Source organism: Xanthomonas sp. BRIP62411 (assembly GCF_003993525.1).
In the GTDB taxonomy this organism is placed as follows: Bacteria; Pseudomonadota; Gammaproteobacteria; order Xanthomonadales; family Xanthomonadaceae; genus Xanthomonas; species Xanthomonas euroxanthea.
Genome location: NZ_QEZI01000016.1, coordinates 417,012 through 442,514, shown reverse-complemented (window position 1 = coordinate 442,514; position 25,503 = coordinate 417,012). Strand labels below are relative to the sequence as shown.

Below are 25,503 nucleotides of genomic sequence, written 5' to 3'. Positions count from 1 at the left end.
CCCAACCCCCGCTCCGCGCCCCGGCCCGCGCTGGCGGCGCGGGCGCTCCAAGGCACGCGCGCCCATGGCGCGCAAACCGCGCCTTCTCGCCCCGGCGGGAGAGGGGCACCCTTGCGATGTCGCCGGGCAGCGCGATCACCGACCGACTCTGGATTTTTGATGACCACCACCCCCTTCCCGCTCGAACCCACCGCCGTCGACGCACAGGCCGCCATCGCCGAGGAGTTCTCCTTCTTCGGCGACTGGTCCGAGCGCTACCAGTACCTGATCGACCTGGGCCGCAAGCTGCCCAGCTTCCCCGAACAGTGGAAGACCGAAGAACACCGCCTGCATGGCTGCCAGTCGATGGTGTGGATCGTGCCGGAGGGCAATGCCGAGCGGCTGGACTTCCACGCCGTCAGCGACTCGGCGATCGTGTCCGGGCTGATCTATCTGGCCTTGCGCGTGTACTCCGGGCGTAGCGCGCAGGAGATCCTGGCCACCGAGCCGGACTACATCGCCGGAATCGGGCTGGCCAAGCATCTGTCGCCGACCCGCAGCAACGGCGTGGCGGCCATGCTGGCCTTCATCCGCGACACCGCCCGCGCGCAGCAGTGAGTACGCCGACGCCCTCGCCCGCCGCCTCGCTGCGTACGCTGCTCGCCCACCCCGGCTTCGGCCTGGTGCTGCTGTATCGCGTGGCGGCGATGCTGTCGTACCAGATCGTCGCGGTCACGGTCGGCTGGCATATCTACGAGATCACCCGCAATCCGCTCTCGCTCGGCTTGATCGGCCTGGCGGAGATCCTGCCGTTCTTCTGCATCGCGCCGTTTGCCGGCTATCTGGTCGATCACCTGCCGCGCCGCCGCCTGGGCACGATCGCGGTGCTGGGCCTGGTCGCCACCGCGCTGCTGTTGCTGGCCATCACCCATGGCTGGCTGCCGGTGCAAGGCGTGTGGCCGATCTATGCAGCCATCGCACTGACCGGTGCGGCACGCTCGTTCCTGTCGCCGGTCTATAACGCGCTGTTCGCGCGTGCGCTGCCGCGCGAGGCCTTCGCCCGTGGCGCCAGCATCGGCAGCGTCACGTTCCAGGCCGGCATGGTGATCGGCCCGGCGCTGGGCGGCGTACTGGTCGGCTGGGGCGGCAAGGGGCTGGCCTATGGCGTGGCCGCCAGCGTGGCGTTGGTGGCGATCCTGGCACTGGCGCTGTTGCGGGTCAGCGAGCCGGTCAACACAGGCCCGCGCGCGCCGATCTTCCGCAGCATCGCCGAAGGGGCGCAGTTCGTGCTGTCCAACCAGATCATGCTGGGCGCGATGGCGCTGGACATGTTCTCGGTGCTGCTGGGCGGCGCGGTGTCGATGCTGCCCGCCTTCATCCACGACATCCTGCATTACGGCCCGGAAGGCCTGGGCATCCTGCGCGGTGCCCCGGCGCTGGGGTCGATCGTGGTCGGGGTGTGGCTGGCCCGGCACCCGCTGCAACGCAATGCCGGGCGCATCCTGATGCTGTCGGTGGCCGGCTTCGGGCTGTGCACGATCGCATTCGGCCTGTCGCGGCACTTCTGGCTGTCGGCGGCGATCCTGCTGGTGTACGGCATGTGCGACGGCGTGTCGGTGGTGGTGCGCCAGACCATCCTGCAGCTGGCCACGCCCGATGCGATGCGCGGCCGGGTGTCATCGATCAACGGCATCTTCATCGGCTCGTCCAACGAGCTGGGCGCGTTCTACGACGGGGTGATGGCGCGCCTGGTCGGCCTGGTGCCGGCGGTGGTGATCGGCGGCTGCGTGACCCTGGGCGTGGTCGCCACCACCGCATGGAAGGCGCCCAAGCTGCGCACGCTGGATCTGCGCGACCTGCAGTGAGCCCTGCAACGATGTGGTGCCGGTTGCCAATGCAGCCGGCACTGTTTCGCTGCGTATGCCGGGCCGGGCCGGGCACGGCACGCGCGTACATCGGGCCCACATCAGGCAAGCGACGCCCACCAGGCCGCCTGCCCTGCGTCGGGCATGTCGATGCATCGAACGCCATTGCGTGTGCGCGATGCGCACAAAAAACCCCGCACATGGCGGGTTTTTCAGTCGACGGACAAGGCCTGGACCTTGTCGAACGATCAGTCGCCCTGCTGCTTCTGCAGGTGCTCCCAACGCTCCTGGGCGTCGATGGTGCGCTCGGCGGTCAGACGCGCTTCCAGGCGGTCGATGCCGATCTCTTCGCCGGTGTCCACGCAATAGCCGTAATCGCCGTCTTCCAGGCGCTTGAGCGTGCTGTCGATCTTGCCGATCAGCTTGCGGTGACGGTCGCGGGTGCGCAGCTCCAGCGAGTTCTCGGTCTCGCGCGTGGCACGCTCGGCTTCGTCGCCGATGTCGCGCACTTCTTCGCGCAGGTTTTCGATGGTCTGCTTGGACTCTTCGACCAGGTCGTTGCGCCAGCTCTGCAGCCGCTGACGGAAGTACTCCTGCTGCAGCTTGCTCATGTACTCCTCATCGGCTGCAGGCTTGTAGCCCTGCGGCAGGATCGGACGACCGGTGGCTTCATCGGTCTTGTACTCGACAACCTTGTACTTGGTCTTGGGGGTCGGGCTGGACGGCTTGGAGGTCACGGCCACGGCCACCTTGCCGACCGGACGGGTCGCGGCGGGCTTGGCGGGGGCTTCGGTTTTGGTTGGCGTTTTTGCTGAAGATTTCGAAACGGGCACGGGATTCTTAGGTGACGGGGTCGCAGGCTTTGCCGGCTTCGCAGGGACGGCCTTGGAGACCGGTGCGGGCGCGGGCTTTTCAGCCTTGACCGGGACTGACTTGGCCGGAGCCGACTTGGTAGCCGGCTTCGGTGCGGACTTGGGCGCCACCGGCTTGGCGGCCGGTTTGGCGGCAGCCGGAGCTGCCTTGTTCGCCGCCGGCTTGGCAGCACTCTTGGCGACAGGAGATTTTACAGGTTTGGAGGCCGCGGGTTTGGACGCTGCGCTCTTGGAGACCGGCGCCGGCTTGGCCGTGGTCTTCGTCGCAGCTGCCTTCTTGGCGACAGGCGGCTTGGCGGGCGGTGTCGCCTGCTTGGCGGCCGGTTTTGCAGCGGCGGGCGCCGCTGCCTTCTTCGCAACGGGTCTGGCGGACTTCTTGGCGGCCTCTACGGCCTTTTTTGCAGGTTTTTTAGCAGCCACGAAACGCTCATCCTTGGTTCCCCCGGGGCCCGGGAAAGCGGGCCTTTATAGCTTACCCCACGGACCCCCGGCAACCACGTATTAATCCAAGTGGCATATCATTGGCAAGTGATCTCACGCCTGCTCATTGCGCTGCTGCGCTTCTACAAGCGGTTCATCAGCCCCTTGCTGGGGCCGCGCTGCCGTTTTGCGCCCAGTTGCTCGGAGTATGCGATGACCGCGATCGGCCGCTTCGGCCCACTGCGCGGTTGCTGGCTGGCCACGCGCCGGCTCGGCCGCTGCCATCCATTCCATCCGGGCGGGTTCGATCCCGTGCCCGACGCGCCTGCGTCCGCAGCCTCGCCCGTCCCCCCTTCCTGCAGTTGCAAAGGACCTCATCCATGAGCCGAACCCTCATCGTCAACGCCCGCCTGGTCAATGAAGGCAAGGAATTCGACGCCGATCTGCTGATCGACGCCGGCCGCATCGCGAAGATCGCCAGCAAGATCCCCCCGGCCGCCGGCGACACCGTGGTGGACGCCGCCGGACGCTGGGTGCTGCCGGGCATGATCGACGACCAGGTGCACTTCCGCGAGCCGGGCCTGACCCACAAGGGCGACATCGCGACCGAATCCGGCGCCGCGGTGGCCGGTGGCCTGACCAGCTTCATGGACATGCCCAACACCAATCCGCCGACCCTGGACGCGGCCGCACTGCAGGCCAAGTACGACGCTGCAGCCGGGCGCGCCTGGGCCAACTACGGCTTCTACATGGGCGCCAGCAACGACAACCTGGCCGCGATCCAGACCCTGGACCCGAAGACCGCGCCGGGCATCAAGGTGTTCATGGGCGCCTCCACCGGCAACATGCTGGTCGACAACCCCGAGACGCTGGACGCGATCTTCCGCGACGCACCGACGCCGATCATCACCCACTGCGAAGACACCCCGACCATCGATGCGACGCTGGCGCAGTACAAGGAGACGTACGGCGACGCGCTGACCCCGGAGATGCATCCGGACATCCGTTCGCGGCAGGCCTGCCTGAAGTCGTCGCAGCTGGCGGTGGCGCTGGCGCGCAGGCACAACACCCGCCTGCACGTGCTGCATATCTCCACCGCCGACGAGCTGGCGCTGTTCGAGGCCGGCCCGCTGGTCGATGCCGACGGCAAGCTGCGCAAGCGCATCACCGCCGAGACCTGCATCCACTTCTTGCGCTTTGACCGCAGCGATTACGCGCGGCTGGGCAACCTGATCAAGTGCAACCCCGCGATCAAGGACGCCGAGGACCGCGTGGCGCTGATCGAGGCGCTGGCCGAGGACGTCATCGACGTGCTCGCCACCGACCATGCGCCGCACACCTGGGAAGAGAAGCAGAAGCCTTACGCGCAGGCGCCCTCCGGCCTGCCGCTGGTGCAGTACGCGCTGGTCGCCGCGCTGGAACTGGTGCACGAGGGCAAGCTGCCGATCACCCGCATCGTGCAGAAGTTCGCGCATGCGCCGGCGCAGTTGTTCGATGTGGAAGAACGCGGCTTCCTGCGCGAAGGCTATTTCGCCGACCTGGTGATGATCGACAACACCCCGTTCACCGTGAAGCGCGAGCAGGTGCTGTCCAAGTGCGGTTGGTCGCCGTTCGAAGGCACCACGTTCCGCTCGCGCATCGCCGCGACCTGGGTCAACGGCCAGCAGGTGTGGGATGGCGAACAGTTGCTCGGCAGTGCCGCCGGCCAGCGCCTGACCTTCGACCGCTGATGCGCGCAGCCCTGTTTGGCGCCTGGCTTGCGCTGGCGCCGCTGTCGCTCGCCGTCGGCAGTGCCGCTGCGCAGTCCGCGGCGGCGGCGGACGTGGTGTTTCCGCAAAGCGCGTCGCAGGGCGCGCTGGTGATCGGCAAGGTGCCGGCGGGTAGCCAGGTGCAGTACGCCGGCCGCACGCTGCGCGTCAGCGGCTACGGCAGCGTGGTGTTCGGCATCGGCCGCGATGCCACCGGCCCGTTGCAGGTGCAGATCACCCGCCCCGATGGCAGCACGCAGACCGCCAGCATCGCGGTGACGCCGCGCGACTGGCCGGAGGAACGCGTCAACGGCGTGCCGCCCAAGACCGTCAATCCGCCTGCGGCGATCGCCGAGCGGATCAAGCGCGAGCAGGCGCAGGTCACCGCCGCGCGCGATCGCGACGATGCCCGCCCCGATTTCGCGCAAGCCTTCATCTGGCCGGTGCAGGGCCGCATCAGCGGGCGCTTCGGCAATGCACGCGTCTACAACGGCCAGCCCGGTGCCGGCCATTCGGGCATGGATATCGCCGTGCCCACCGGCACGCCGGTCAAGGCGCCGGCCGCCGGCGTGGTGACCTTCGCCGCGCCGGACCTGTACCTGACCGGCGGCACCGTGTTGCTGGACCATGGCTTCGGGGTGAGCTCGAATTTTCTGCACCTGTCGCGCATCGACGTGAAGGTGGGCGACCGGGTGGAGCAAGGCCAGGTGATTGCCGCAGTCGGTGCCACCGGGCGCGCGACCGGGCCGCATCTGCATTGGGGGATGAACTGGTTCGACGTGCGGATCGATCCGTTGCTGGTGCTGGAACGCAATCAATAGTCGGAGCGTCGGGATCCGAACAAGGCCGGCGCGCGGCGGCATGGTCGCTGCGCCCCACCCGCCGTGCTCGTGTTCGCCGCGGGCCTTTGGGGTATAACCGGAACGACCGTCGATCGTCGCCCTGCAGCAGCGGGCGGGCGGTCGCTGGCGGTCGGTCCCGCGTTTAGGCGCCGGACCGCTTCATCTCCCCTCCCCCGACCGCAGGAGATGTGCGACATGCGCAACGAGCAGCTCAAACCCACCCTGGGCACCTGGCAACTGTGGGGGATCGCCGTGGGTCTGGTGATTTCCGGCGAATATTTCGGCTGGAGCTACGGGTGGGGCACCGCCGGCACGCTGGGCTTTCTGGTGACCACGCTGCTGGTTGCGGTGATGTATACCTGCTTCATCTTCAGCTTCACCGAGCTGACCACCGCCATTCCCAATGCGGGCGGGCCGTTCGCCTACAGCCTGCGCGCATTCGGCACCTACGGCGGCATGCTGGCGGGCCTGGCCACGCTGATCGAGTTCGTGTTCGCGCCGCCGGCCATTGCGATGGCCATCGGCGCCTATCTCAATGTGCAATTCCCGACCCTGGACCCGCGCATCGCCGCGATCGGTGCGTATGCGATCTTCATGAGCTTGAACATCGTCGGTGTGGCGATCGCCGCCACCTTCGAACTGATCGTGACCTTGCTGGCGGTGATCGAGCTGCTGGTGTTCATGGGCGTGGTGGCGCCGGGGTTCAGCGTTGCGCGCTTTGCCGCCAATGGCTGGGCCGGCAGCGATGTGTTCGGCCCGGCGGCGATCTCCGGCATCTTCGCCGCGATCCCGTTCGCGATCTGGTTCTTTCTGGCGATCGAGGGTGCGGCGATGGCGGCCGAGGAAGCGAAGGAGCCGAAGCGTACGATTCCGCGTGCCTACATCGCCGGCATCCTCACCCTGGTGGTGCTGGCATTGGGCGTGATGGTGTTCGCGGGCGGGGTCGGCGACTGGCGTCAGCTCTCCAACATCAACGACCCGTTGCCGCAGGCGATGAAGGCGGTGGTCGGCAACAGTTCGACCTGGCTGCATATGCTGGTGTGGATCGGCCTGTTCGGCCTGGTGGCCAGCTTCCACGGCATCATCCTGGGCTATTCGCGCCAGTTCTTCGCGTTGGCGCGTGCCGGTTTCCTGCCACACGGCCTGGCCAGGCTGTCGCGCTTTCGCACGCCGCATCGGGCGATCCTTGCCGGCGGCGCGATCGGCATCGCGGCAATCTGCAGCGACAGCGTGGTCAAGATCCAGGGCATGTCGCTGACCGCGGCGATGATCACCATGTCGGTGTTCGGCGCGATCGTGATGTATGTGATGAGCATGCTCAGCCTGTTCAAGCTGCGCCGCGCCGAACCCGGGCTGGAGCGCAGCTTTCGCGCGCCGGGCTATCCGGTGGTGCCGGCCATCGCGCTGCTGCTGGCGCTGGTGTGCCTGGTGGCGATGGTCTGGTTCAACCCGATCGTGGCGCTGATCTTCGTGGGCCTGCTGCTGTTCGGCGGGCTGTGCTGCGTGCTGAGCCTGCGCGGCCAGGCCACGCCGGCGGCCAGTGCCAGATGAGCGGGTTCGCGTTCAGCGCAGGCGGCGAGCGCTTCCGGTTTGCCGATCTCAAGACCCTGCTGGCCAAGGCCACGCCGCCGCGCTCGGGCGACCAACTGGCCGGGCTCGCGGCCGACTCCGGGCTGCAGCGGGTGGCGGCGCAGATGGCGCTGGCCGATCTGCCGCTGCGGCACTTCCTCGAGGAAGCGGTGGTGCCGTATGAAGCGGACGAGGTCACCCGCCTGATCGTCGACCAGCACGATGCGGCCGCGTTTGCCGCGGTGGCGCACCTCACCGTCGGCGGCTTTCGCGATTGGCTGCTGAGTGCGCAGGCCGACGAAGCGGCGCTGACCGCACTGGCACCCGGGCTGACGCCGGAGATGGTGGCAGCGGTCTCGAAGTTGATGCGCGTGCAGGACCTGGTCCTGGTCGCGCAGAAGACCCGCGTGGTCACGCGCTTTCGCAACACGCTGGGCCTGCGCGGGCGGCTGTCCACGCGCCTGCAGCCCAACCACCCCACCGACGATGCCACCGGCATCGCCGCCAGCGTGCTCGACGGCCTGTTGTACGGCAACGGCGATGCGGTGATCGGCATCAACCCTGCCAGCGACAGCCTGGCCGCCACCACCGCGTTGCTGCGCATGCTCGATGCGGTGATCAGCGGTTACCAGATCCCGACCCAATCCTGCGTGCTGGCGCATATCACCACCACCATCGAGGCGATCAACCGCGGCGTGCCGGTGGACCTGGTGTTCCAGTCCATCGCCGGCACCGAGGCGGCAAATGCCAGCTTCGGCATCAATCTGGCGCTGTTGCAGGAAGGCCATGACGCCGGGGTGGCGTTGCAGCGCGGCAGCGTCGGCGACAACGTGATGTATTTCGAGACCGGCCAGGGCAGCGCGTTGTCGGCCAACGCGCATCATGGCGTCGATCAGCAGACCTGCGAGGTGCGCGCCTATGCGGTGGCACGGCAGTTCAAGCCGCTGCTGGTGAACACGGTGGTGGGCTTCATCGGCCCGGAGTATCTCTACGACGGCAAGCAGATCATCCGTGCCGGGCTGGAGGATCACTTCTGCGGCAAGCTGCTCGGCGTGCCGATGGGCTGCGACATCTGCTACACCAATCATGCCGAAGCCGATCAGGACGACATGGACGTGCTGCTGACCCTGCTCGGCACCGCCGGCATCAACTTCATCATGGGCATCCCCGGCTCGGACGATGTGATGCTCAACTACCAGACCACCTCGTTCCACGATGCGCTGTATGCGCGCCAGGCGCTCGGCCTGCGCGCCGCGCCCGAGTTCGAACACTGGCTGGAACAGCAAGGCATCCTGCGGCTGCGCGATGGCCGCTTCGAACTCGGCAGCGAACTTCCCGCACCGTTCCGGCGTGCGCTGGAGCAGCTACACACCGGCGGCGCGCAATGAGCGATCCGCCCCCCCCACTACGCGATGCCTGGGCACACCTGCGCCGGCTCACACCGGCGCGCATCGCGCTGGGACGCGTCGGCACCAGCCTGCCGACCGCCGCGCACCTGGATTTCCAGCTGGCGCATGCGCAGGCGCGCGATGCGGTGCATCTGGCATTGGATCCACAGCCGCTGCAAACAGCGCTGAAACAGCGTGGGCGTGACAGCATTCTGCTGCACAGCGCGGCAGTGGATCGGCATGCCTACCTGCAACGGCCGGATCTGGGCCGGCGCCTGGGCGAGGAGGCGGCCGCGCATCTGCGTGGCCTGACCGCCGTACATGGCGGCGGGCACGATGTGGCTGTCGTGGTCGCCGACGGACTGTCCGCATTGGCCGTGCATCGGCATGCAGCGCAGATGCTGGAACATATCGACGCCCTGGCCGCGCACGAAGGCTGGTCGCTGGCGCCGGTGGTGTTGATCGCGCAAGGCCGCGTCGCCATCGGCGACGAGGTTGGCGAACTGCTCAAGGCCCGCCTGGTGATCGTGTTGATCGGCGAACGGCCAGGCCTGAGCTCGCCCGACAGCCTAGGTCTGTATCTGACCTACAGCCCGCGGGTGGGCCTGACCGACGCGGCGCGCAATTGCATTTCCAACATCCGTGCCGAAGGACTGAGTTACGCCGACGCCACCCACAAGCTCGGGTATCTGCTGCGCGAATCGTTCCGACGCAAGCTGTCCGGCGTGCAACTCAAGGACGAGGCCGAGCAGCCGGCGCTGCCGTCGACGGGTCTGCCCGATGCTGCGCCACGGACGTTTCTACTTCCCGATGATTTGCCGCAGGATGTCGAACGTAGTCGACGTTAGCTGATCTACTTGAGTGCGCCATCCTGCGGATCGCTGGCCGCGTAGGTGCTGGTCGGCAATTCATTGTCGTGTGGATGACGCAAGGCATTGCGTACCTCTTCCGGCAGCTGCTCGACATCCAGCATCACCTTGCCGGAATGCACATCGCGCACTACCGTCGCCGGCAGCACGAAGTCGCCGCCGTTTTCGATATTGACGACGAGCTCGGCGCCATCCTTGCGGATCTCGCGAATTGCACCGACGCCGACCTCGCCGTCGCGCAAAAACACCATCTGGCCAATTTCGATCTGTTGCATCTCGCTTCTCCTGTGGAAGGCGCACGGCACATGGACGCGTGGCGCCGGCGTTCCTGCATGCAGTCAGCCGCCAGTGCCGACCCAGCCTCACAACCGGGCCGGAACCTGCGCAAGCGACAGCACGTGAATGAAGACGATGCAGGCCCCATCGCGAAGATCGCGCCTGCATCGTTCAGGCCTCAGCGCAGCGGAACGTCCGCCACCTTATCCTGGTAATCCTTCTTCGGGTCGACGCCGAACAGCACCTTGATGCCGGCCAGCAGACTGGAACCGTTGAGCCAGATCTGCGCGTGATCGGTATCCAGGCGCAGCAGCGCCAGCTTGGGATCGTCCTTGCCGCCTTCATACCAGGCCGCGACATGCGGGTTCCACAGACGTTCGACCACGGCCGGATCGGTGTCCTCGCGCAACGAGCCGCTGATGCTGGCGAACAGGTCGTGCCCCTTGCTGCTGAAGGCACCGATGACGCGGCGGCCCTGCCCCAGCATGGCAATCAGCGCATTGTCCTTGGAGGTGAAGAACCAGATCGGGCCACCGCTATCGCCTTCGATCTGCGCCGTCATCGGGCGTGCATGCCCATCTTCCACGCCATCCAGGCCCAGCATCACGGTGCGATCGGACTTCAGGGCTTTCCAGAATTTTTCCTGCAGCTCTTTGGGATCTGCCATCTCGCTATCTCACATGCGCGTGTCTACGCGGGTGGCTCAGTCTGAAAGTCTCACTGCCCACGGCATGTGACGATGCACACTCCCGCCTGCACACGGCGGCAACGCGATCGGCCGCTCTGCAACGGTGCACCTGCATAAATGGCGACCGCCCATGCTGCGTGTTTGCGACGCTGTCACCTTGCAGAGCGTGATGCCAGCAAAGCCCTCGAACATTGCGCCTCGACGCCGGGCAGCTGTAGCAACCATGTCAGTAAGCTCGCCTGCCAGGCCGCCCGGCATCGGGGCTTGCTCCGCACGCCAACGGTTGGGGATAGCGCGTAGGGACCCGACGCCTGCTGCCACGACGCTGATTGAGCTTCATCCCGGCGCTCGCTGCAGCCATGCTGCTCAATGAGCCAGGCAAGAAGCGGGCGCTTATGCGCCGGGTCTACAGCTTTTTTGCGATCAGATCCTTCAACGCATGGTTTTCCATTGCCAACTCGGCATACATCCGCTTGCGCTTGGCGTGCTCTGCTTCAACATCACGCAGCCGCTGCACGTCGGAGGCTTCCGTGCCGCCGTACCTGGATTTCCAGACGTAGTACGTCGCATCGGAAATACCCGGCTCACGGCGCACATCCTTGACCTGCTCGCAAGGCAGGAAACATCATGTGGTTCATGAATAAAAAAAACCTCAGTGACGAGCAGGCGACCGCGCTCAGTGAGCAGGCGTGGGCGGCGTTTCGCGAGCAGGATCTGGACACCGCGCTGGAGTCCTTCCAGACCCTTGCCAAGGCGTGCCCCGCCGACCCGCGCTGGATGAACGGCGTTGGCGCGGTGAGCCTGGCGCGTGAAGATCACGCCGACGCTCATCGACACTTCCAGATGGCCGCCGAGCACGATTATCCCGGCGGCCACTACAACCTCGGCATCTTGGCCTATCAGGACGGTGATCACGACGCTGCCCGCCACCACTTCCAAAGGGCCGCCGAGCACGATTATCCGGGCAGCCACTACAACCTCGGCAGCATGGCCTTCCAGGAGGGTGATCACGACGCCGCCCGCCAATACTTCCAGAAGGCCGCCGCGTACGATTGCCCCCGCAGCCACTTCTACCTCGGCAGCATGGCCTATCAGGACGGCGATCACGACGCCGCCGTCGAGCACCTCGACAACGCCGTGCGCCACGATCATGCGGAGGCGCTGAACCTGCTTGGCGACGTCCATCTGCACGCCAAGCGCTACCCGCAGGCCGAGCAGGCCTATCGGCGCGCTGCCGAGCTGGGGAATGTCGACGGCTACAACAACCTCGGCCTGCTGTACCTGCAGCTCGAGGACTACCAGCAGGCCAGGCAGGCATTGTTGCAGGCGCTGGAATCCGATCACGTCTACGCCCAGCACAATCTGGCGGTGGCCTACCACCGCCTGGGCGAACTCGAGGCGGCCGAGCGCTGGTATCTGATTTCCTTCTCCAAGCACGGCAACCTGCAATCGCTGGAGAACCTTGGCCACGTGTATGGCGAAAGTGGGCGTGAAGTCGAGGGCCGGGCGCTAGTCGACGCCTCCGACAAGCTCTACGAAAATCAGCCTCTCAACGATTACGAGCAGGCGTTGATCGATCGTTTGCTGATCTGAATCGCGATGACCTTGCGGAGAATCCTCAATGGCTATTGAGAGAGGCGCTGCGGTAATGCAGCCATATAGGGTGATCTGGGCCTGCCGCCCGATCTGCAGATTAGCGGGATTGCCGTGCTGACCAACGATCTGTCGACACATCCGGCGAAGTACGCGATGCGCCACCGTATCCCGTACGCCAGCATCGCCACCCAGCGCACCAAGCTGGCGCCGAAGTTGGCCGTGCATGTGGGCGGCTGCGCCCGCGCCGCCGGCCTGATGTAGGACAGCGCAGATCGGCGGATAGCGCCTCAAGGACCTTTTTTATGTCCTTTCCTTGCCGCAAGGACTAGTACAAGACATCAATTACAGCGACTTTTGGCGGCTTATCCTCACTATATTTAACAATGACTTTAATGCCTTTCTTTAATTTATGAATGTCATTTGGCCTTACCAACCCTTTCGCAGTATGTAGATTCCGCTTCCCAGCGATATTAAGTGATACCTTGAAATCATAGAAGAATTCATCACCATGCTTGGTGTCTGTTGGCGACCAGCTTTTAGGCTCGGTAGTCATTATTTCACCATGCCATTCCCCCTTGGTCTTCCAGTTTCTTATATCCACCAACTCGTTTTTATCAGGCTTGAAGATTGAAAACATCACGAACAAACCAATGGTAGTCATTAAAATGCCGACGATAAATGGTGTTTCAGTTAAAAAATGCATCTTCACCTTTATATAAATAAATGTATCGCGCCGACCTGGGCGCGCCTGGGACGAGGGCATCGGCAGCAGCCTGTCCGCCTACGTCAACGGTAGCTCGCCCTTTGGTCAGGTCACGGTGCGCAATTCCAGCCTGGGCAGCCACATCCACAAGACCGCACCATGCAATGCATCCACCGTCAGCCGCCCGTACTGCAGCAGCACCTGTGTCAATTCGGCCAACCGTTGCTACGAATACGGCAATAGCGGTGCCGGCAGCGCGGACTGACGGCTGCCACACCAGGTCATCCGCGTCGCCGGATCGCAGCGCGTAGACGTTGCCACCCTCGCCTGTCGGCAAGCCGTGTGATGCGGTACGCCGACAGGCGTTGGCGTTTCCTGCGATTGCGGCACCTTCGCCACGTCGTTGGTCGTGCACTGACGGAACCGCAGATCCGCGCGCTCAGTCCGCGCCGCTGGCAGCACGCCAGCTATGCCACAGCTGCTGCACCGGCGGTGGATACGCTGCCTTGCCGGCAAGCTCGCGCTGCAGGCGCAAGCGGGCCAGCCGCGACCATACCCGATGCGGGCGCGCCAACGCCGCTTTGCGCGGCCAGGCGCGCAGCAACTGCGTGCGCCATGCAGCGAGCGTCATGTCACCGGGCGCGGCGCTGTCGCCGGCCACCCGCTGGCGGGCGTCCAGCCATTGCAGCGCCACCGCAGCGGCATCGCCAGGCTGGGTGCGCGCAAATAGCGCGGCTTCCACGGCGACCACGGCCTCGGCGAAGGCCCGCAATCTCGCCAACGCCTGCTGCAGCGATTGCGGCTGCGCACGCGCATCCTGCATTGCCGGCATGGTGTCGGCCAGTTGCGCCCATGGCGCAGGCACCGGCTCCAGCACACGCCCGAGCGGATGGCGCGAGCGCTGCTGCGACCAATCGCGCAACTCCTGCTGCCACCATGCCAGCTTGGCGTCGGCCGGCAACGGGTCGCCGGCGATGTTCATGATGTCTTCCCATTCCTGCAGCAGCGCAAACCAGGCCGCCGTGAGGCGTCGCTGCGGCTCGGGAATGAATGGCTCGGCAACCGACCACTCCGGCCAGCGGGTGCGCCACTTGTCGAGAAAACTGTCGAGAGCGCTGGATTGGCTCATGGCGGGTCCAGAAGAAAACGAAAGAGGATCAGATCTGCGGCCACGCCACGGCGTCCCACAGTGCCTGCGGCTGCGCCACGAGCACGTCGGCCTGCCAGCGCGATGGCTCGTCGTCGTGCAGCCGATAGCCCCACAACACCGCCACCGACGGCATCGCCGCCGCGCGCGCGGCCAGAATGTCGCGCTCGTCGTCGCCGACGTAGACGCACTGCGCCGGCGCAACGCCGATGCGCTCGGCCGCTGTCAGCAAGGGCAACGGGTGCGGCTTGCGCTCGGCCAGCGTATCGCCGCCGATCAGCACCGCGCAGCGCCGCTCCCACCCCAGCTGCGGCAGGATCAGCCGGGCCAGATATTCCGGCTTGTTGGTGACCACGCCCCAGATGCAACCGGCGCGCTCCAGCCGCAGCAGCAGTTCGTCGACACCGTCGAACAGCTGCGACTGCGTGCCGATCAAGCCTTCGTAACGACGCAGGAATTCCGGTACCAGCGCATCGCGCTCGACCGCATGGCGTTCGGCAAACGCCGCTGCCAGCATCGCGCGCGCGCCCTTGGACACCGCCGGACGCAACTGCGCCAACGCCATCGGCGCGCGCCCACGTTCCTCCAGCATCGCATTGACGGTCGCCAGCATGTCCGGCGCACTATCCAGCAAGGTGCCATCCAGATCGAACAACACCGCACGCGGAAACCTCATCGCCCCGCCGCTCTGCGCTTGCCTGCCGTCATCGGTAACCTGCGATTCGGCCGACATCAAACACGCACGTGCCGTTGCGAATGCCGAATCTCCACTGCCCAATTCCCGCTCGTCACGGCTTCACCGCATAGGCCAGGTAATTGACCTCGGTGCGCGACGACAGGCGCGCGCGATTGCGCCACGGCTCGTACAGCATGCCGCTGACGTCTGCCAGCTGCAGCTCGGCGCTGCGCAACCAGGCCGCAAGTTCTGCCGGCTTGATGAAATCCTTGTAGTGATGCGTGCCCCTGGGCAGCAGCCGCGCGATGTATTCGGCGCCGACCACCGCCAGCGCGAACGCGGCCGGGGTGCGATTGAGCGTGGACAGGAACAGCTTGCCGCCGGGCTTGAGCAGGCTGGCGCAGGCGCGGATGATCGCGGTCGGGTCCGGCACGTGCTCGAGCATCTCCATGCAGGTCACCGCATCGAAACTGCCCGGCTGTTCGGCGGCCAGGTCTTCCACCGACTGCACGCGGTAATCCACCTGCACGCCCGATTCCAGGCTGTGCAGGCGTGCCACCTTGACCAGCTCCGGCGCCAGATCGATCGCCGTGACCTGCGCGCCCAGGCGCGCCATCGACTCGCTGAGCAGGCCGCCGCCGCAGCCGACATCGAGCACGCGCGCACCGGCCAGGCCCAGCCGTGCGGACACATAGTCCAGGCGTACCGGATTGAGCGCATGCAGCGGCTTCTGCGGGCCGTCGGCATCCCACCAGCGGTTGGCCAATGCTGCGAACTTGTCCAGTTCGCTCTGATGGAAGTTGCTGGACGTGGATTGGGTATTCGGATTCATGCGGAGCTCCGTGATGGGATGACGCGCGCTCAGGCGCGGACGGTGCGGATGCGCTCGCGCCACTGCCGCGCATTGGCGACCAGGGCAGCGGTATCCATGTCGATGAGCTCGCGCTGCACCAGCTTGGGCTTGCCGGCGATCCACACATCGGTGACCTGGTGACGGCCGGCGGCGTAGATCAGTTGCGACAGCACATGATGCAGCGGCTGGGTCTCCAGTGCAGACAAGTCGACGCAGACCAGATCGGCCTGCTTGCCGATTTCGATCGAGCCGATCCTGTCGCCGAAGCCCAATGCACGCGCGCCGCCCAGCGTGGCCGCGCGCAGCGTGGTGGCAGCATCCAATGCGGTCGCATCGTTGGCCACTGCCTTGGCCAGGATCGCTGCGGTACGGTTCTCGCTGAACATGTCCAGGTCGTTGTTGCTGGCGCAGCCGTCGGTGCCGATGGCCAGATTCACGCCGGCACGTTGCAGCGCGCAGGCCGGGCAAAAGCCCGAGGCAAGCTTGAGGTTGGACTCCGGACAGTGCACCACGCTGACACCGCGCTCGGCGCACAGATGGATTTCCGCGTCGGTGAGCTGGGTCATGTGTACGGCGATCAGGCGGTCGTTGACCAGCCCCAGGCGGTCCAGGCGTGCCAGCGGCCGCTGCCCGTACTGCGCAATCGAATCGGCCACTTCCTGCGCGGTTTCGTGCGTATGCAGATGCACCGGCAGATCCAGCTGGTCGGCCAGCATGCGCACGCGTTCGAAGTTGGCGTCGTTGACCGTGTACGGCGCATGCGGCGCGAACGCGGTGCTGATCAGCGGATCGTCGCGCCACTGGTCGTGCAGCTCGCCGGCCCGTGCGAAGTATTCGTCGTCCGACGATGCCCAGGCGGTGGGGAAATCGATGATCACCGCGCCGACCAGCGCGCGGAAGCCGTGCTGCTTGTAGACGGCCGCCTGCACATCGGCGAAGAAGTAGTTCTCGTTGACGCAGGTGGTCCCGCCACGCAGCATTTCGGCGATCGCCAGCGTGGTGCCGTCAGCCACGAATTCCGGCCCGATCACCGCCGCCTCCACCGGCCAGATGTGTTGCTGCAGCCACACCATCAGCGGCAGATCGTCGGCCACGCCGCGCAGCAGCGTCATCGGGTTGTGGGTATGCGCGTTGACCAGGCCCGGGATCAAGGCTGCCTCCGGACGCGAGACGGTCCGGGTCGGCGCAAATCGCAGGCGCGCCTCGGCGGTCGGCAGGATCGCCACGATGACGCCGTTGTGCACCGCCACCGCGTGATCGTCGAGCACCACCGCATGCGGCTCGATCGGCACCACGTAACCGGCTTCGATCAACAGGTCGCACACTTCGGGAGGGGCATTGGTCATGAGCGGATCCATAAAAGGTTAGTTGTCGAACGGCCAGCGGGAATCGCCATCGGCCACAGGCACATAGCGCTGGCCGTTGTAGTGCAGCACCTGGCGCACGCGACGGGTGCGTTCGGTATCGGTGTCGCTGCCAGCGGCGCTCTCCACGGTAGACACGTTGGCTGTCAGCACGATGTCCGCATAGCCGGCATGTCCCTGCGGCGCCATGCTCACGCTCAGATTGGCGACGTCGGTGATCACATCGCCCTTCCCCAGACTGCACGGCTCGCCTCTCACACGTCGCCATGCATAGAGATCGCGCTGCAGCACCGGGCGCAGGCTGCGCCCCTCGCGCACCAGCAGGGTCAACGCCTGATTGCTGTAAAAATCCGGGCAGCCGGGCCCGCGCGCAGCACTCCGCACCACCACGCCGATCGCGCGCACGCCCTTGGCCAGGTCGTAACGCGCGGTATCCAGCCGCAGGCTGTCGGCAGCGAGTTCGAAGGCGGCGTCCTCGCCCATTGCCTGCGCGTAGAACGCCAGCACCTTGCCGCTGGCGGCATCGAGCATGGCCACGCGCAACTCAAGGTCGCGCTCGCCAGGCACGGCCTCCGCGTCGCCAGCAAATGCGAGTGCCGCCAGCCGGATCGCCGGGTCGTTCGGCCACGGCTTGCAGGCCTGGGCCACCAGACGGTCGACCGGCAGCGTGGCGGCAGCGCCGCCGACGACGCCGGACGTTGCAATGGCCGCAACGGCAGCCACGTCACCGGCGTCGCAGGTTGCGGCCGCCGATTGCGCCAACGCCGGGCACCCAAGCAGCGCAGCCCACAGCCCCAACCCGACACTGGCACCGCGTACCGCTAGCTCAGGCCAGTGTCCCGGACGCATCGTCTTACTTGACGCGCGCCGAATATTCGCCCGAACGGGTGTCGACCTTGATGATCTCGTCCTGGTTGACGAACAACGGCACGCGTACCACTGCGCCGGTTTCCAGCGTGGCCGGCTTGCCGCCGCCGCCAGAGGTGTCGCCGCGCACACCCGGGTCGGTCTCGGTGATCTTCAGCTCGACGAAGTTCGGCGGCTGCACCCAGATCGGGGTGCCGTTCCACAAGGTCACGATGCAGTCTTCCTCGCCCTTGAGCCACTTGTCGGCGCCGCCCATGCCGGCCTTGTCGGTCTGCACCTGCTCGAAGGTTTCCGGGTCCATGAAGTGCCAGTACTCGCCATCGCTGTACAGGTAACGCATGTCGGTATCGACCACGTCGGCCACTTCCACGTCGTCGGTCGCCTTCATGGTCATTTCGACCACGCGGCCGGACTTGATGAAGCGGTACTTCATGCGGGTGAAGGCCTGGCCCTTGCCCGGCTTGACGTATTCGGTCTCGGTGATGACCGCCGGCTCGTTGTTGACCAGGATCTTCATGCCGTTCTTGACGTCGTTCATGCCAACAGTGGCCATGGTGCAGCTCCTCGATAAGACCACGACCTGCCACAGGCCGTGGCAGGTCGGATTAGAATGGGGCGCCCGCCGCAACCGGCGGGCATTGGTTTTGTGACCGCATATGATACCCGCAGCCCCCCTCGCCTTGCAGCCATCTCCGCCTCCCACCCTGCAGCCGCCACGCTGGCAGCAGCAGTGGCGCGACGCCGTGCGCGACCCGCGCGCGCTGCTGGCGCTGCTGGGCCTGGACGCGCAGGCGGCCGGGATCAGCGACGCAGCCGCCGCCCAGTTCCCGCTGCGGGTGCCGCAGGCATTCGTGGCGCGCATGCGCCGTGGCGACCTGCACGACCCGCTGCTGCGCCAGGTGCTGCCGCTGGACGCTGAAATGCGGCTGGTGCCGGGCTTTGGCCTGGATGCGGTCGGCGATGGTGCCGCCAAGATCGCGGACGGCGTGATCCAGAAATACCGCGGACGCGCCTTGCTGATCGCCACCGGCAGCTGCGCGGTGCACTGCCGCTACTGCTTCCGCCGCCACTTCCCGTATGCCGAGGAAACCGCGGCGCGCGACGGATGGCGCGACGCGGTCGCCGCGATCGCGGCCGACCCCGGCATCGACGAAGTGCTGCTGTCCGGCGGCGACCCGCTGTCGCTGGCCACCGGCAAGCTGGCCGAACTCACCGACGCGCTGGCCGCCATCGGGCATGTCAAACGCCTGCGCATCCACAGCCGGCTGCCGATCGTGCTGCCCGAGCGCGTCGATGCGCCGCTGCTGGCCTGGCTGCGCAGCCTGCCCTGGCCGGTGGCCTTCGTGGTCCATGCCAACCATGCCAACGAATTCGACGGCGCGGTGGACGCCGCCATGCGCGCCCTGCGCGAGGCCGGTGCGCAGCTGCTCAATCAGGCCGTGCTGCTGCGCGGCGTCAACGACAGCGTGGACGCGTTGGCGGCACTGAGCGAACGCAGCTTTGCCGCCGGCGTGCTGCCGTATTACCTGCACCAGCTCGACCGGGTTGCTGGCGTGGCGCATTTCGAAGTGGACGATGCCCGCGCGCGCGCCTTGTATACCGAGCTGGCCGCGCGCCTGTCCGGCTATCTGGTGCCGCGCCTGGTGCGCGAAATCCCCGGCGATACCGGCAAGCGGCCGCTGTAACCAAGGGCGCCACACACGGGACCCGTAGGAGCGCACCCGGGCGCGACGAAGCCTTCCTGATAAAGCCTCGGCTGCCCGGTAAAGCCCCGCCGTCGCGCCCGGGTGCGCTCCTACGCTGATCAGCCGGCCGCGATCAGCTTGACCATATCGGCCGGGCTCAGCGGGCGGCTGAACCAGTAGCCCTGGCCCAGGTCGCAGCCGCGCTCGCGCAGCAGGTTGAACTGCGCTTCCTGCTCGATGCCCTCGGCCACCACCGTGATACCCAGCGAATGCGCCATGCCGATGATGGCCGTGGTCAGCGCCAGATCGTCCGGGTCGCGCTGCAGGTCGGCGATGAAGCTCTTGTCGATCTTGACCCCGTCCACCGGCACCTGGCGCAGGTGGCTCAGGCCGGAGAAACCGGTGCCGAAATCGTCCAGCCAGACCTTTACGCCGGTGCGGTGCAGCTGATCGAGCAGGCTGGCGGCCATCATTTCGTCGCCGATCACCGCCGTTTCGGTCAGCTCCAGATGCAGCCGCGCAGCCGGCAAGCCGGACTCGGCCAGGCACTCGGCCACCGTGTCGATCAGGTCGCCGCTGCGCAGCTGACGCGGCGAGACGTTGACCGAGATGAACAGGCCATCGCCCACCACCGGCCATTGCGCCGCTTCCAGGCAGGCCGCGCGCAGCACCTTGGGGCCGATCACCTCGATCAGGCCGCTCTGCTCGGCGATATCGATGAAGGTGGACGGCGCAATCGTGCCCAGCGCCGGGTGCTGCCAGCGCAGCAGCACTTCCACCCCCACCAGCACACGGTCGCTGGTGCGGTAGATCGGCTGATAGACCAGCCGCAACTCGTCGCGATCCCAGGCCCCGCGCAGCTCGTGCTCCATGTGCACACGCCGCTCCACCGCATGATCGGCGGCGCGGCTGTAGAAACGATGGCAGTTCTTGCCGGCGACCTTGGCCTGATACATCGCAATGTCGCCGTTCTTCAACAACGCAGTGGCATTGCTGGCATCGTCCGGGAACAGCGTGATGCCGATCGAGGTGCCCAGGAACACCTCCCGGCCCTGCACGTTCAAGGGGCGGCTCAACTCGTGCACCAGCCGGTCGGCGAGCTGGGCGGCGAGCAGGCTGACATCGCCGTTCTGCAGCAGAATCACGAACTCATCGCCACCGAAGCGCGCCAGGATCGCATCGTCGCCGCCCAATGCGCCGACCGCGCGGCTGATGCGGCTGGCGAACTGCAGCAAGGCCTCGTCGCCGGCCTCGTGGCCCAGCGTGTCGTTGACGCGCTTGAAGTCGTCGATATCGGCAAACAGCAGCGCCAGCTTGCTGTCGGTACTGCGGGCGGTGTTGAGCAGATGATCCAGGCCTTCGCGAAATCCCAGCCGGTTGGTCAGGCCGGTCAGCGCATCGGTGTAAGCCATGTGGCGCACCTCGCGATCGTGCCGGGCGATGCTCTCGCTCATGCGGCCGAAGGCGGAGATCAGCTCGCCGATCTCGTCGTTGCGCGGATGCGGCGGCAGCTGCACCGCATAGTCGCCACGCTCGATCTGGCGCGCGGCCGCGGCCAGCAACCGCACCGGCGCCACCAGGGTGCGCTGCACATAGATGGCCAACAGCACACCCAGCGCGACCAACGCAGCCAGCAGCACCAGCAGCCAGCCCAGATCGCGCTTGCCGATCGCGTTCAGGTTCTGCACCAGGGTCAGGTTGGCGCCCGATTCGATCCTGCGCACCCGCTCGAGCGACATGCCCACGCGGACGCCGCCGATACGCTGGTCGCCGATCTTGATCGGCACGGTCACGTCCAGCACCTCCGGCGAGGACTGCAACACCATGGCGCGCGCCGTCACCGCCTTGAAGGCGAGCGGGTCGGTCATGGCCTGACCGTAATGCTGCAGGTTGGGCGAGCCGTCGTGCACCAGCCGGCCGCGTCGGTCGAACACCAGCACGTAGCTCACCACCTGCTGCCGCGCGGCATTGCGCACCAGGGCCCCCACTGCGCCCAGGTCCGAGTAGTACAGCGGATTGGCCAGACCGTTCGCCAGTTCGGTGGCCAGGGTCTCGCCGCGCGTGCGCAGGCTGCGATCGAACAGCTCGTGCAGGATCTGCGCACTGAGCCCGCGCACCTCGCGCTGCATCGCGCTCTGGCGCTGCAGCAGCGACGCCAGGATGGCACCGACCAGCAACAGCGTCAGTGCCATCACCAAGAGAAAGCGTGCCTGCAGCCCGAAGCGCATCTGAGTCATTCCACGTGATCCCTGACACGTCGCAACCCCGCGCTCAGCGCATCCAGGCGCCGGCGGCTGGCCTCATCCAGCGGGTGAAAGGCGGTGGTGCCGAAAAAGCGCTTCAAGGCCGGCCCGGCTTTCGGGTCGGAGGCCGCCTGCAGCAGCACCACGCGCAGCCGCCGCTCCACCGCCGGGTCCATGCCGGTGCGCACCATCTCCACCGCGCGCGGTACCGGCGCACTGCGATGCACGATGCGGAAGTCGCGCTTGAATACCGGTGGCAGGTGGCGCTCGTCGTCCCAGTCGGCATTGCTGAAAGCACCCGCATCGATCAGGTGCTGATGCACGAACGCGGCGATATTCAATTTCGACCCGACCATCAGGTAACCCACCGAGCCCGGCACCCGGCTGTCGTCCGGCGACAGCAGCACATCGCAGGCGATGCCATTGCGCACCAGCTCCAGCATCGGCAGCAGATAGCCGCTGGTGGAGGAGGCGTTCTGCAATGCCAGGGTGTGGCCGCGCAATTGCTTGAGCGACTGGATCGGGCTGTCGCGGCGGACGAAGAACACCGTGTGGAACTCGCGCAGGCCATCGCGCTCGGTCATCACCAGCGGATGCGCACTGCCGCGCTGTTCCAGCAGCATCGCCGCACCGGTGGTCTCGCTGACCCAGTCGACCCGGCCACGCCGCAGGTAACTGGACATCTGTCGCGCATCCGGCGCCATCAGGATTTCGCCACGGCGGATACCCACCTCGCGCATGCGCGGCACCACGTAATCCAGCAAGGGCTTGAGTTGCGCGTAATGCGTGGCGGGATCGTCGCTGATCCGTCCAAGCACCAAGACCGGGGAAGGCGCCGCCGTCGCCGTCGCGGCCAGGCCTGCCCCCGCCAACAGCCCGCAGGCAATCAGACACCATCGTAGACCGCGCAAAACGGACACTCCCCTAGAGCCGCCGACAGCCTAGCCGAATCTTTCGAGATGTGACAGACGTCAGCTTCCGGCGCGCTTTGCCAGCATGGCCATGCGCTGCGCATCGGACAGAATGCCGCGCAGCAAGCGCACCTCCTGCTCGCTCATGTCCGCGCGCAGCAGCAGCCGCCGCAGCTTGCGCATCGCCGACTCCGGCGCGCGCCCCTTGTGGAAGTCGATCTCGTCCAGGGTGTCGCCCAACTGGCCGAACATGCCCTCCAGTTGCGCATGGCTGGCCGGGCCGTCGCGCAGCGCGCCGCCCGTTGCAGCCGCTGCCGGGGCCGGCTCTGCCTCGCCCGCCGCCAGCTGCGCCAGCCGGACTTCGTACGCCACCACCTGTACCGCCGCCGCCAGGTTGAGCGAGCTGAACGCCGGGTCGGAGGGGATATGCAGCGCCGCGTGGCAGAGCTGCAGCTCGTCGTTGGTCAGGCCGGTACGCTCGCGGCCGAACACGATCGCCACCTCGGCCGGTTCGCTGGCCTTGGACCAGGCGCGGCGCGCGCCCGCGTCCGGTGGCAGCTCTTCCAGTGCGACCCGGCGCGCACGCGCGGTGCAGCCGATCACCAGGGTGCAATCGGCCACCGCCTCGGCCAGGGTGGCGAAGATCGGCGCCTCGCCGAGCACGTCCTCGGCGCCGGCCGAACGCCGATAGGCGTCTTCGTCGAGCGCACGCTCCGGCGCCACCAGCACCAGGCGCGACACGCCCATCGTCTTCATCGCACGCGCGGCGGCGCCGATGTTGCCTGGGTGCTGGGTGCCGACAAGAACGAAACGGATGCGCTGGCTGACGGACATGAACGGAGATTGGGGAGCGATTCGGCCGTAGATGGTAAACTGCGCGGCCGGCTTTGGTGCCGGACCGCTCTTTTACCTTCGCCATTTTCGATTCTGCCTTCACGGGAGCTTTAACCATGCAGAAACCCGCCGTCACCGTCATGGTCAAAGCCGCCCGCCTCGCCGGCAATGTGCTGTTGCGCGGCATCAACAAGCTCGATGCGCTGAATGTGGTGCAGAAAGGCCGCATGGACTACGCCAGCGAAGTCGATGCCGATGCCGAGAAGGTCATCATCAAGGAACTCAAGCGCGGCTACCCCGAGTACGCCGTGTTCGGCGAGGAAGGCGGCGTGCAAGGCGGCAAGAGTGGCCGCTACACCTGGGTCATCGACCCCCTGGATGGCACCAGCAACTACCTGCGCGGCTTCCCGCATTACTGCGTGTCCATCGCGCTGGTGGAAAACGGCGAGCCGACCGATGCGGTGATCTTCGACCCGTTGCGCAACGAGCTGTTCACCGCCAGCCGCGGCGCCGGCGCAGTGCTCAACGACCGTCGCATCCGCATTGCCGAACGCAAGGACCTGGAAGGCGCCATGGTCCACACCGGCTTTCCGCCGCGCGAGCGCGCACGCATCAGTGCGCAGCTGAAGTGCGTCGACGCGCTGCTGGTGCAGGCCGAAGACGTGCGTCGTACCGGTTCTGCCGCACTGGACCTGGCCTATGTGGCCTGTGGCCGCGCCGATGCGTATTTCGAAGCCGGCGTCAAAGCCTGGGACATCGCGGCCGGTGTGCTGCTGGTGCGCGAAGCCGGTGGCCGCGTCTGCGACTACAAGGGCGCCACCCCGCCGCGGATGGACAACATGGGTCCGGAAACGCAGCAGATCGTGGCCGGCAACATCAAGATCAGCGACGCCCTGCAGAAGGTCATCGTCAATACCGGCTACGCCCGCGAGTTCGACGCCAAGTTCTGATCTCTGCCTGAGAGCCGAGCTCCAATCGCCGCCGACAACGTAGGAGCGCGCCCGAGCGCGACGGGCTTTCCCGGTAAAGCTTCTCGCGACCAGGGTCGCTCCTACAACAGCGTGCAGCAAAACGCACAAGGCCGGGATCGCTCCCGGCCTTGTGCGTTCCAGCTCCACGCCAACCAATGGCGCCGCACGATGTAGGAGCGCGCCCGAGCGCGACAGGCTTTCCCTGTAAAGCCTCTCGCGACCAGGGTCGCTCCTACATCACAGCGTGCAGCAGAATGCACAAGGCCGGGATCGCTCCCGGCCTTGTACGTTCCAGCTCCACGCCAACCAATGGCGCCGCACGATGTAGGAGCGCGCCCGAGCGCGACAGGCTTTCCCGGTAAAGCCTCTCGCGACCAGGGTCGCTCCTACAACAGCGTGCAGCAGAATGCATAAGGCCGGGATCGCTCCCGGCCTTGTACGTTGGATGTCACTGGTAGAGCGCTACACAGGATTCAGCGCTCAAGCAGGACGTCAGGCGATCGCAGCGTGGTAACGGCGCTCGACTTCTTCCCAGTTCACCGCGTTGTAGAAGGCGCCGATGTATTCCGGGCGGCGGTTCTGGTACTTCAGGTAGTACGCGTGTTCCCACACGTCCAGACCCAGGATCGGGGTGTTGCCTTCGAACAGCGGGCTGTCCTGGTTGGCGGTGCTCTCCACCACCAGCTTCTTGTCCGGGGTCACGCTCAACCAGGCCCAGCCCGAGCCGAAACGGCTCACCGCGGCCTTGGTGAAGGCTTCCTTGAACTTCTCGAAACCACCGAGGTCCTTGTCGATCGCCTTGGCGACCTCGCCCTTGGGCTCACCGCCGCCATTGGGCGACAGCACGGTCCAGAACAGCGAATGGTTGGCGTGGCCGCCACCGTTGTTGCGCACCGGGCCCTGCAGGTTTTCCGGCAGGCTCTTCAGCTTGGACACCAGCTCTTCCACCGGCAGATCGGCGTACTCAGTCCCTTCCAGCGCCGCGTTGACGTTGTTGATATAGGTCTGATGATGCTTGGTGTGATGGATTTCCATCGTCTGCGCATCGATGTTGGGTTCCAGCGCGTCGTAGGCGTAGGGCAACTGCGGAAGGGTGTAAGCCATGGGTGTCTCCTGGACGTGCCGCCCGGCGAAGAC

Annotated in this window: 26 protein-coding genes and 2 pseudogenes; 13 read left to right on the top strand and 15 right to left on the bottom strand. The window is 66.4% G+C overall.

Going from position 1 to position 25,503, the window contains the following annotated elements; all coding sequences use genetic code 11:
• Positions 1-159: 159 nt before the first annotated feature.
• Positions 160-597, top strand: a complete 438-nt coding sequence (locus EO139_RS14790; protein ID WP_016903219.1) for a SufE family protein — start codon at positions 160-162, stop codon at positions 595-597.
• Complete coding sequence (locus EO139_RS14785) at positions 594-1,844, top strand: MFS transporter (RefSeq protein ID WP_104586172.1); 1,251 nt, start codon at positions 594-596, stop codon at positions 1,842-1,844. Before EO139_RS14790 ends, EO139_RS14785 begins: the two co-directional genes overlap by 4 nt.
• Positions 1,845-2,092: 248 nt before the next feature.
• On the opposite strand, the gene dksA is transcribed toward EO139_RS14785, so the two are convergent.
• Positions 2,093-3,136 (bottom strand): RNA polymerase-binding protein DksA, encoded by a 1,044-nt coding sequence (gene dksA, locus EO139_RS21830; protein WP_119128675.1) that lies wholly within the window; start codon positions 3,134-3,136, stop codon positions 2,093-2,095.
• Positions 3,137-3,226: 90 nt separating this feature from the next.
• Between dksA and yidD the strand changes: the two genes are divergently transcribed.
• The 6 genes from yidD (at position 3,227) to eutC (ending at position 9,531) form a co-directional block, all read left to right on the top strand.
• Positions 3,227-3,520, top strand: a complete 294-nt coding sequence (gene yidD, locus EO139_RS14775) for a membrane protein insertion efficiency factor YidD (RefSeq protein ID WP_126971236.1) — start codon at positions 3,227-3,229, stop codon at positions 3,518-3,520.
• Positions 3,517-4,866 (top strand): dihydroorotase, encoded by a 1,350-nt coding sequence (locus tag EO139_RS14770; RefSeq protein ID WP_126971234.1) that lies wholly within the window; start codon positions 3,517-3,519, stop codon positions 4,864-4,866. The genes yidD and EO139_RS14770 overlap by 4 nt, the downstream gene beginning before the upstream one ends.
• The gene (locus EO139_RS14765) at positions 4,866-5,705 is read left to right on the top strand and encodes a M23 family metallopeptidase (RefSeq protein WP_164739865.1); all 840 of its coding nucleotides are present in this window, start codon (positions 4,866-4,868) and stop codon (positions 5,703-5,705) included. The genes EO139_RS14770 and EO139_RS14765 overlap by 1 nt, the downstream gene beginning before the upstream one ends.
• A gap of 207 nt (positions 5,706-5,912) precedes the next feature.
• Positions 5,913-7,277: an ethanolamine permease gene (gene eat / locus EO139_RS14760; RefSeq protein WP_126971230.1), complete on the top strand. Its 1,365-nt coding sequence runs from the start codon at positions 5,913-5,915 to the stop codon at positions 7,275-7,277.
• Complete coding sequence (locus EO139_RS14755; protein WP_126971228.1) at positions 7,274-8,683, top strand: ethanolamine ammonia-lyase subunit EutB; 1,410 nt, start codon at positions 7,274-7,276, stop codon at positions 8,681-8,683. The genes eat and EO139_RS14755 overlap by 4 nt, the downstream gene beginning before the upstream one ends.
• A complete protein-coding gene (eutC, locus tag EO139_RS14750; RefSeq protein WP_126971226.1) occupies positions 8,680-9,531 on the top strand; it encodes an ethanolamine ammonia-lyase subunit EutC in 852 nt (283 codons plus the stop codon). Before EO139_RS14755 ends, eutC begins: the two co-directional genes overlap by 4 nt.
• Before the next feature lie 5 nt (positions 9,532-9,536).
• Here eutC and EO139_RS14745 read toward each other — a convergent pair whose 3' ends face one another.
• From EO139_RS14745 to EO139_RS14735, 3 genes and pseudogenes are all read right to left on the bottom strand, one after another.
• The gene (locus tag EO139_RS14745; RefSeq protein WP_024940408.1) at positions 9,537-9,827 is read right to left on the bottom strand and encodes a hypothetical protein; all 291 of its coding nucleotides are present in this window, start codon (positions 9,825-9,827) and stop codon (positions 9,537-9,539) included.
• A gap of 179 nt (positions 9,828-10,006) precedes the next feature.
• Complete coding sequence (locus tag EO139_RS14740) at positions 10,007-10,495, bottom strand: pyridoxamine 5'-phosphate oxidase family protein (RefSeq protein ID WP_024940409.1); 489 nt, start codon at positions 10,493-10,495, stop codon at positions 10,007-10,009.
• A gap of 271 nt (positions 10,496-10,766) precedes the next feature.
• A pseudogene (locus EO139_RS14735) lies at positions 10,767-11,123 on the bottom strand (transposase); the annotation flags it as partial.
• A 20-nt stretch (positions 11,124-11,143) separates the two neighbouring features.
• On the opposite strand from EO139_RS14735, the gene EO139_RS14730 reads away from it, so the two are divergent.
• Together EO139_RS14730 and EO139_RS21580 are read left to right on the top strand one after the other, a co-directional pair.
• Positions 11,144-12,109, top strand: coding sequence for a tetratricopeptide repeat protein (locus EO139_RS14730; RefSeq protein WP_104586154.1), 966 nt, complete (start codon positions 11,144-11,146; stop codon positions 12,107-12,109).
• Between the two features lie 114 nt (positions 12,110-12,223).
• Positions 12,224-12,373: a hypothetical protein gene (locus tag EO139_RS21580; RefSeq protein WP_206515150.1), complete on the top strand. Its 150-nt coding sequence runs from the start codon at positions 12,224-12,226 to the stop codon at positions 12,371-12,373.
• A gap of 64 nt (positions 12,374-12,437) precedes the next feature.
• Here the strand turns inward: EO139_RS21580 and EO139_RS14725 are convergent, their stop codons facing one another.
• On the bottom strand, positions 12,438-12,875 hold the full coding sequence (locus EO139_RS14725) for a hypothetical protein (protein WP_206515149.1): 438 nt from the start codon (positions 12,873-12,875) through the stop codon (positions 12,438-12,440).
• On the opposite strand from EO139_RS14725, the pseudogene EO139_RS14720 reads away from it, so the two are divergent.
• Positions 12,853-13,080, top strand: a pseudogene (locus tag EO139_RS14720) (acyl-CoA thioesterase); the annotation flags it as partial. The gene EO139_RS14725 and the pseudogene EO139_RS14720 sit on opposite strands and share 23 nt — an antisense overlap.
• Before the next feature lie 174 nt (positions 13,081-13,254).
• Here EO139_RS14720 and EO139_RS14715 read toward each other — a convergent pair.
• From EO139_RS14715 to efp, 6 genes are read right to left on the bottom strand one after another with little or no spacing between them, the layout of a single operon-like run.
• Positions 13,255-13,944 carry a phytoene/squalene synthase family protein gene (locus EO139_RS14715; RefSeq protein WP_126971224.1) on the bottom strand — a complete coding sequence of 230 codons (690 nt, stop codon included), beginning with the start codon at positions 13,942-13,944 and terminating at the stop codon, positions 13,255-13,257.
• 28 nt (positions 13,945-13,972) lie between these two features.
• Positions 13,973-14,695, bottom strand: coding sequence for a phosphoglycolate phosphatase (locus EO139_RS14710; protein WP_343136466.1), 723 nt, complete (start codon positions 14,693-14,695; stop codon positions 13,973-13,975).
• A 55-nt stretch (positions 14,696-14,750) separates the two neighbouring features.
• Complete coding sequence (gene ubiG, locus EO139_RS14705; protein ID WP_104586175.1) at positions 14,751-15,470, bottom strand: bifunctional 2-polyprenyl-6-hydroxyphenol methylase/3-demethylubiquinol 3-O-methyltransferase UbiG; 720 nt, start codon at positions 15,468-15,470, stop codon at positions 14,751-14,753.
• Positions 15,471-15,499: 29 nt separating this feature from the next.
• Positions 15,500-16,837, bottom strand: coding sequence for a TRZ/ATZ family hydrolase (locus EO139_RS14700; protein ID WP_164739864.1), 1,338 nt, complete (start codon positions 16,835-16,837; stop codon positions 15,500-15,502).
• 18 nt (positions 16,838-16,855) lie between these two features.
• On the bottom strand, positions 16,856-17,704 hold the full coding sequence (locus tag EO139_RS14695) for a hypothetical protein (RefSeq protein ID WP_126971220.1): 849 nt from the start codon (positions 17,702-17,704) through the stop codon (positions 16,856-16,858).
• A gap of 4 nt (positions 17,705-17,708) precedes the next feature.
• Positions 17,709-18,275: an elongation factor P gene (efp, locus tag EO139_RS14690; RefSeq protein WP_007962665.1), complete on the bottom strand. Its 567-nt coding sequence runs from the start codon at positions 18,273-18,275 to the stop codon at positions 17,709-17,711.
• A 103-nt stretch (positions 18,276-18,378) separates the two neighbouring features.
• Between efp and epmB the strand changes: the two genes are divergently transcribed.
• Positions 18,379-19,407, top strand: a complete 1,029-nt coding sequence (gene epmB / locus EO139_RS14685; RefSeq protein WP_126971218.1) for an EF-P beta-lysylation protein EpmB — start codon at positions 18,379-18,381, stop codon at positions 19,405-19,407.
• Between the two features lie 119 nt (positions 19,408-19,526).
• Here epmB and EO139_RS14680 read toward each other — a convergent pair whose 3' ends face one another.
• The 3 genes from EO139_RS14680 to EO139_RS14670 are packed head-to-tail and all read right to left on the bottom strand — an operon-like array spanning position 19,527 to position 23,395.
• On the bottom strand, positions 19,527-21,644 hold the full coding sequence (locus tag EO139_RS14680; RefSeq protein WP_115676889.1) for an EAL domain-containing protein: 2,118 nt from the start codon (positions 21,642-21,644) through the stop codon (positions 19,527-19,529).
• Complete coding sequence (locus EO139_RS14675; protein ID WP_164739863.1) at positions 21,641-22,570, bottom strand: phosphate/phosphite/phosphonate ABC transporter substrate-binding protein; 930 nt, start codon at positions 22,568-22,570, stop codon at positions 21,641-21,643. Before EO139_RS14675 ends, EO139_RS14680 begins: the two co-directional genes overlap by 4 nt.
• Positions 22,571-22,621: 51 nt before the next feature.
• Complete coding sequence (locus tag EO139_RS14670) at positions 22,622-23,395, bottom strand: RNA methyltransferase (protein ID WP_104649033.1); 774 nt, start codon at positions 23,393-23,395, stop codon at positions 22,622-22,624.
• 116 nt (positions 23,396-23,511) lie between these two features.
• Here EO139_RS14670 and EO139_RS14665 point away from each other — a divergent pair, with 116 nt between their 5' ends.
• Positions 23,512-24,345 carry an inositol monophosphatase family protein gene (locus EO139_RS14665; protein WP_016905058.1) on the top strand — a complete coding sequence of 278 codons (834 nt, stop codon included), beginning with the start codon at positions 23,512-23,514 and terminating at the stop codon, positions 24,343-24,345.
• A gap of 513 nt (positions 24,346-24,858) precedes the next feature.
• Here EO139_RS14665 and EO139_RS14660 read toward each other — a convergent pair.
• Positions 24,859-25,470, bottom strand: coding sequence for a superoxide dismutase (locus EO139_RS14660; protein ID WP_104582195.1), 612 nt, complete (start codon positions 25,468-25,470; stop codon positions 24,859-24,861).
• Positions 25,471-25,503 lie beyond the last annotated feature (33 nt).

Bases quoted from the DNA above. Each gene is read 5' to 3' on its own strand.
- eat (WP_126971230.1), top strand. From the start codon at position 5,913: ATGTGCGACATGCGCAACGAGCAGCTCAAACCCACCCTGGGCACCTGG.
- efp (WP_007962665.1), bottom strand. From the start codon at position 18,275: ATGGCCACTGTTGGCATGAACGACGTCAAGAACGGCATGAAGATCCTG.
- EO139_RS14695 (WP_126971220.1), bottom strand. From the start codon at position 17,704: ATGCGTCCGGGACACTGGCCTGAGCTAGCGGTACGCGGTGCCAGTGTC.
- EO139_RS14700 (WP_164739864.1), bottom strand. From the start codon at position 16,837: ATGACCAATGCCCCTCCCGAAGTGTGCGACCTGTTGATCGAAGCCGGT.
- EO139_RS14745 (WP_024940408.1), bottom strand. From the start codon at position 9,827: ATGCAACAGATCGAAATTGGCCAGATGGTGTTTTTGCGCGACGGCGAG.
- EO139_RS14680 (WP_115676889.1), bottom strand. From the start codon at position 21,644: ATGACTCAGATGCGCTTCGGGCTGCAGGCACGCTTTCTCTTGGTGATG.
- EO139_RS14670 (WP_104649033.1), bottom strand. From the start codon at position 23,395: ATGTCCGTCAGCCAGCGCATCCGTTTCGTTCTTGTCGGCACCCAGCAC.
- eutC (WP_126971226.1), top strand. From the start codon at position 8,680: ATGAGCGATCCGCCCCCCCCACTACGCGATGCCTGGGCACACCTGCGC.
- EO139_RS14770 (WP_126971234.1), top strand. From the start codon at position 3,517: ATGAGCCGAACCCTCATCGTCAACGCCCGCCTGGTCAATGAAGGCAAG.
- EO139_RS14740 (WP_024940409.1), bottom strand. From the start codon at position 10,495: ATGGCAGATCCCAAAGAGCTGCAGGAAAAATTCTGGAAAGCCCTGAAG.
- EO139_RS14730 (WP_104586154.1), top strand. From the start codon at position 11,144: ATGTGGTTCATGAATAAAAAAAACCTCAGTGACGAGCAGGCGACCGCG.
- EO139_RS14765 (WP_164739865.1), top strand. From the start codon at position 4,866: ATGCGCGCAGCCCTGTTTGGCGCCTGGCTTGCGCTGGCGCCGCTGTCG.
- EO139_RS14710 (WP_343136466.1), bottom strand. From the start codon at position 14,695: ATGTCGGCCGAATCGCAGGTTACCGATGACGGCAGGCAAGCGCAGAGC.
- EO139_RS14725 (WP_206515149.1), bottom strand. From the start codon at position 12,875: ATGCCCTCGTCCCAGGCGCGCCCAGGTCGGCGCGATACATTTATTTAT.
- EO139_RS14660 (WP_104582195.1), bottom strand. From the start codon at position 25,470: ATGGCTTACACCCTTCCGCAGTTGCCCTACGCCTACGACGCGCTGGAA.
- epmB (WP_126971218.1), top strand. From the start codon at position 18,379: ATGATACCCGCAGCCCCCCTCGCCTTGCAGCCATCTCCGCCTCCCACC.
- EO139_RS14665 (WP_016905058.1), top strand. From the start codon at position 23,512: ATGCAGAAACCCGCCGTCACCGTCATGGTCAAAGCCGCCCGCCTCGCC.
- EO139_RS14755 (WP_126971228.1), top strand. From the start codon at position 7,274: ATGAGCGGGTTCGCGTTCAGCGCAGGCGGCGAGCGCTTCCGGTTTGCC.
- EO139_RS14790 (WP_016903219.1), top strand. From the start codon at position 160: ATGACCACCACCCCCTTCCCGCTCGAACCCACCGCCGTCGACGCACAG.
- EO139_RS14715 (WP_126971224.1), bottom strand. From the start codon at position 13,944: ATGAGCCAATCCAGCGCTCTCGACAGTTTTCTCGACAAGTGGCGCACC.
- ubiG (WP_104586175.1), bottom strand. From the start codon at position 15,470: ATGAATCCGAATACCCAATCCACGTCCAGCAACTTCCATCAGAGCGAA.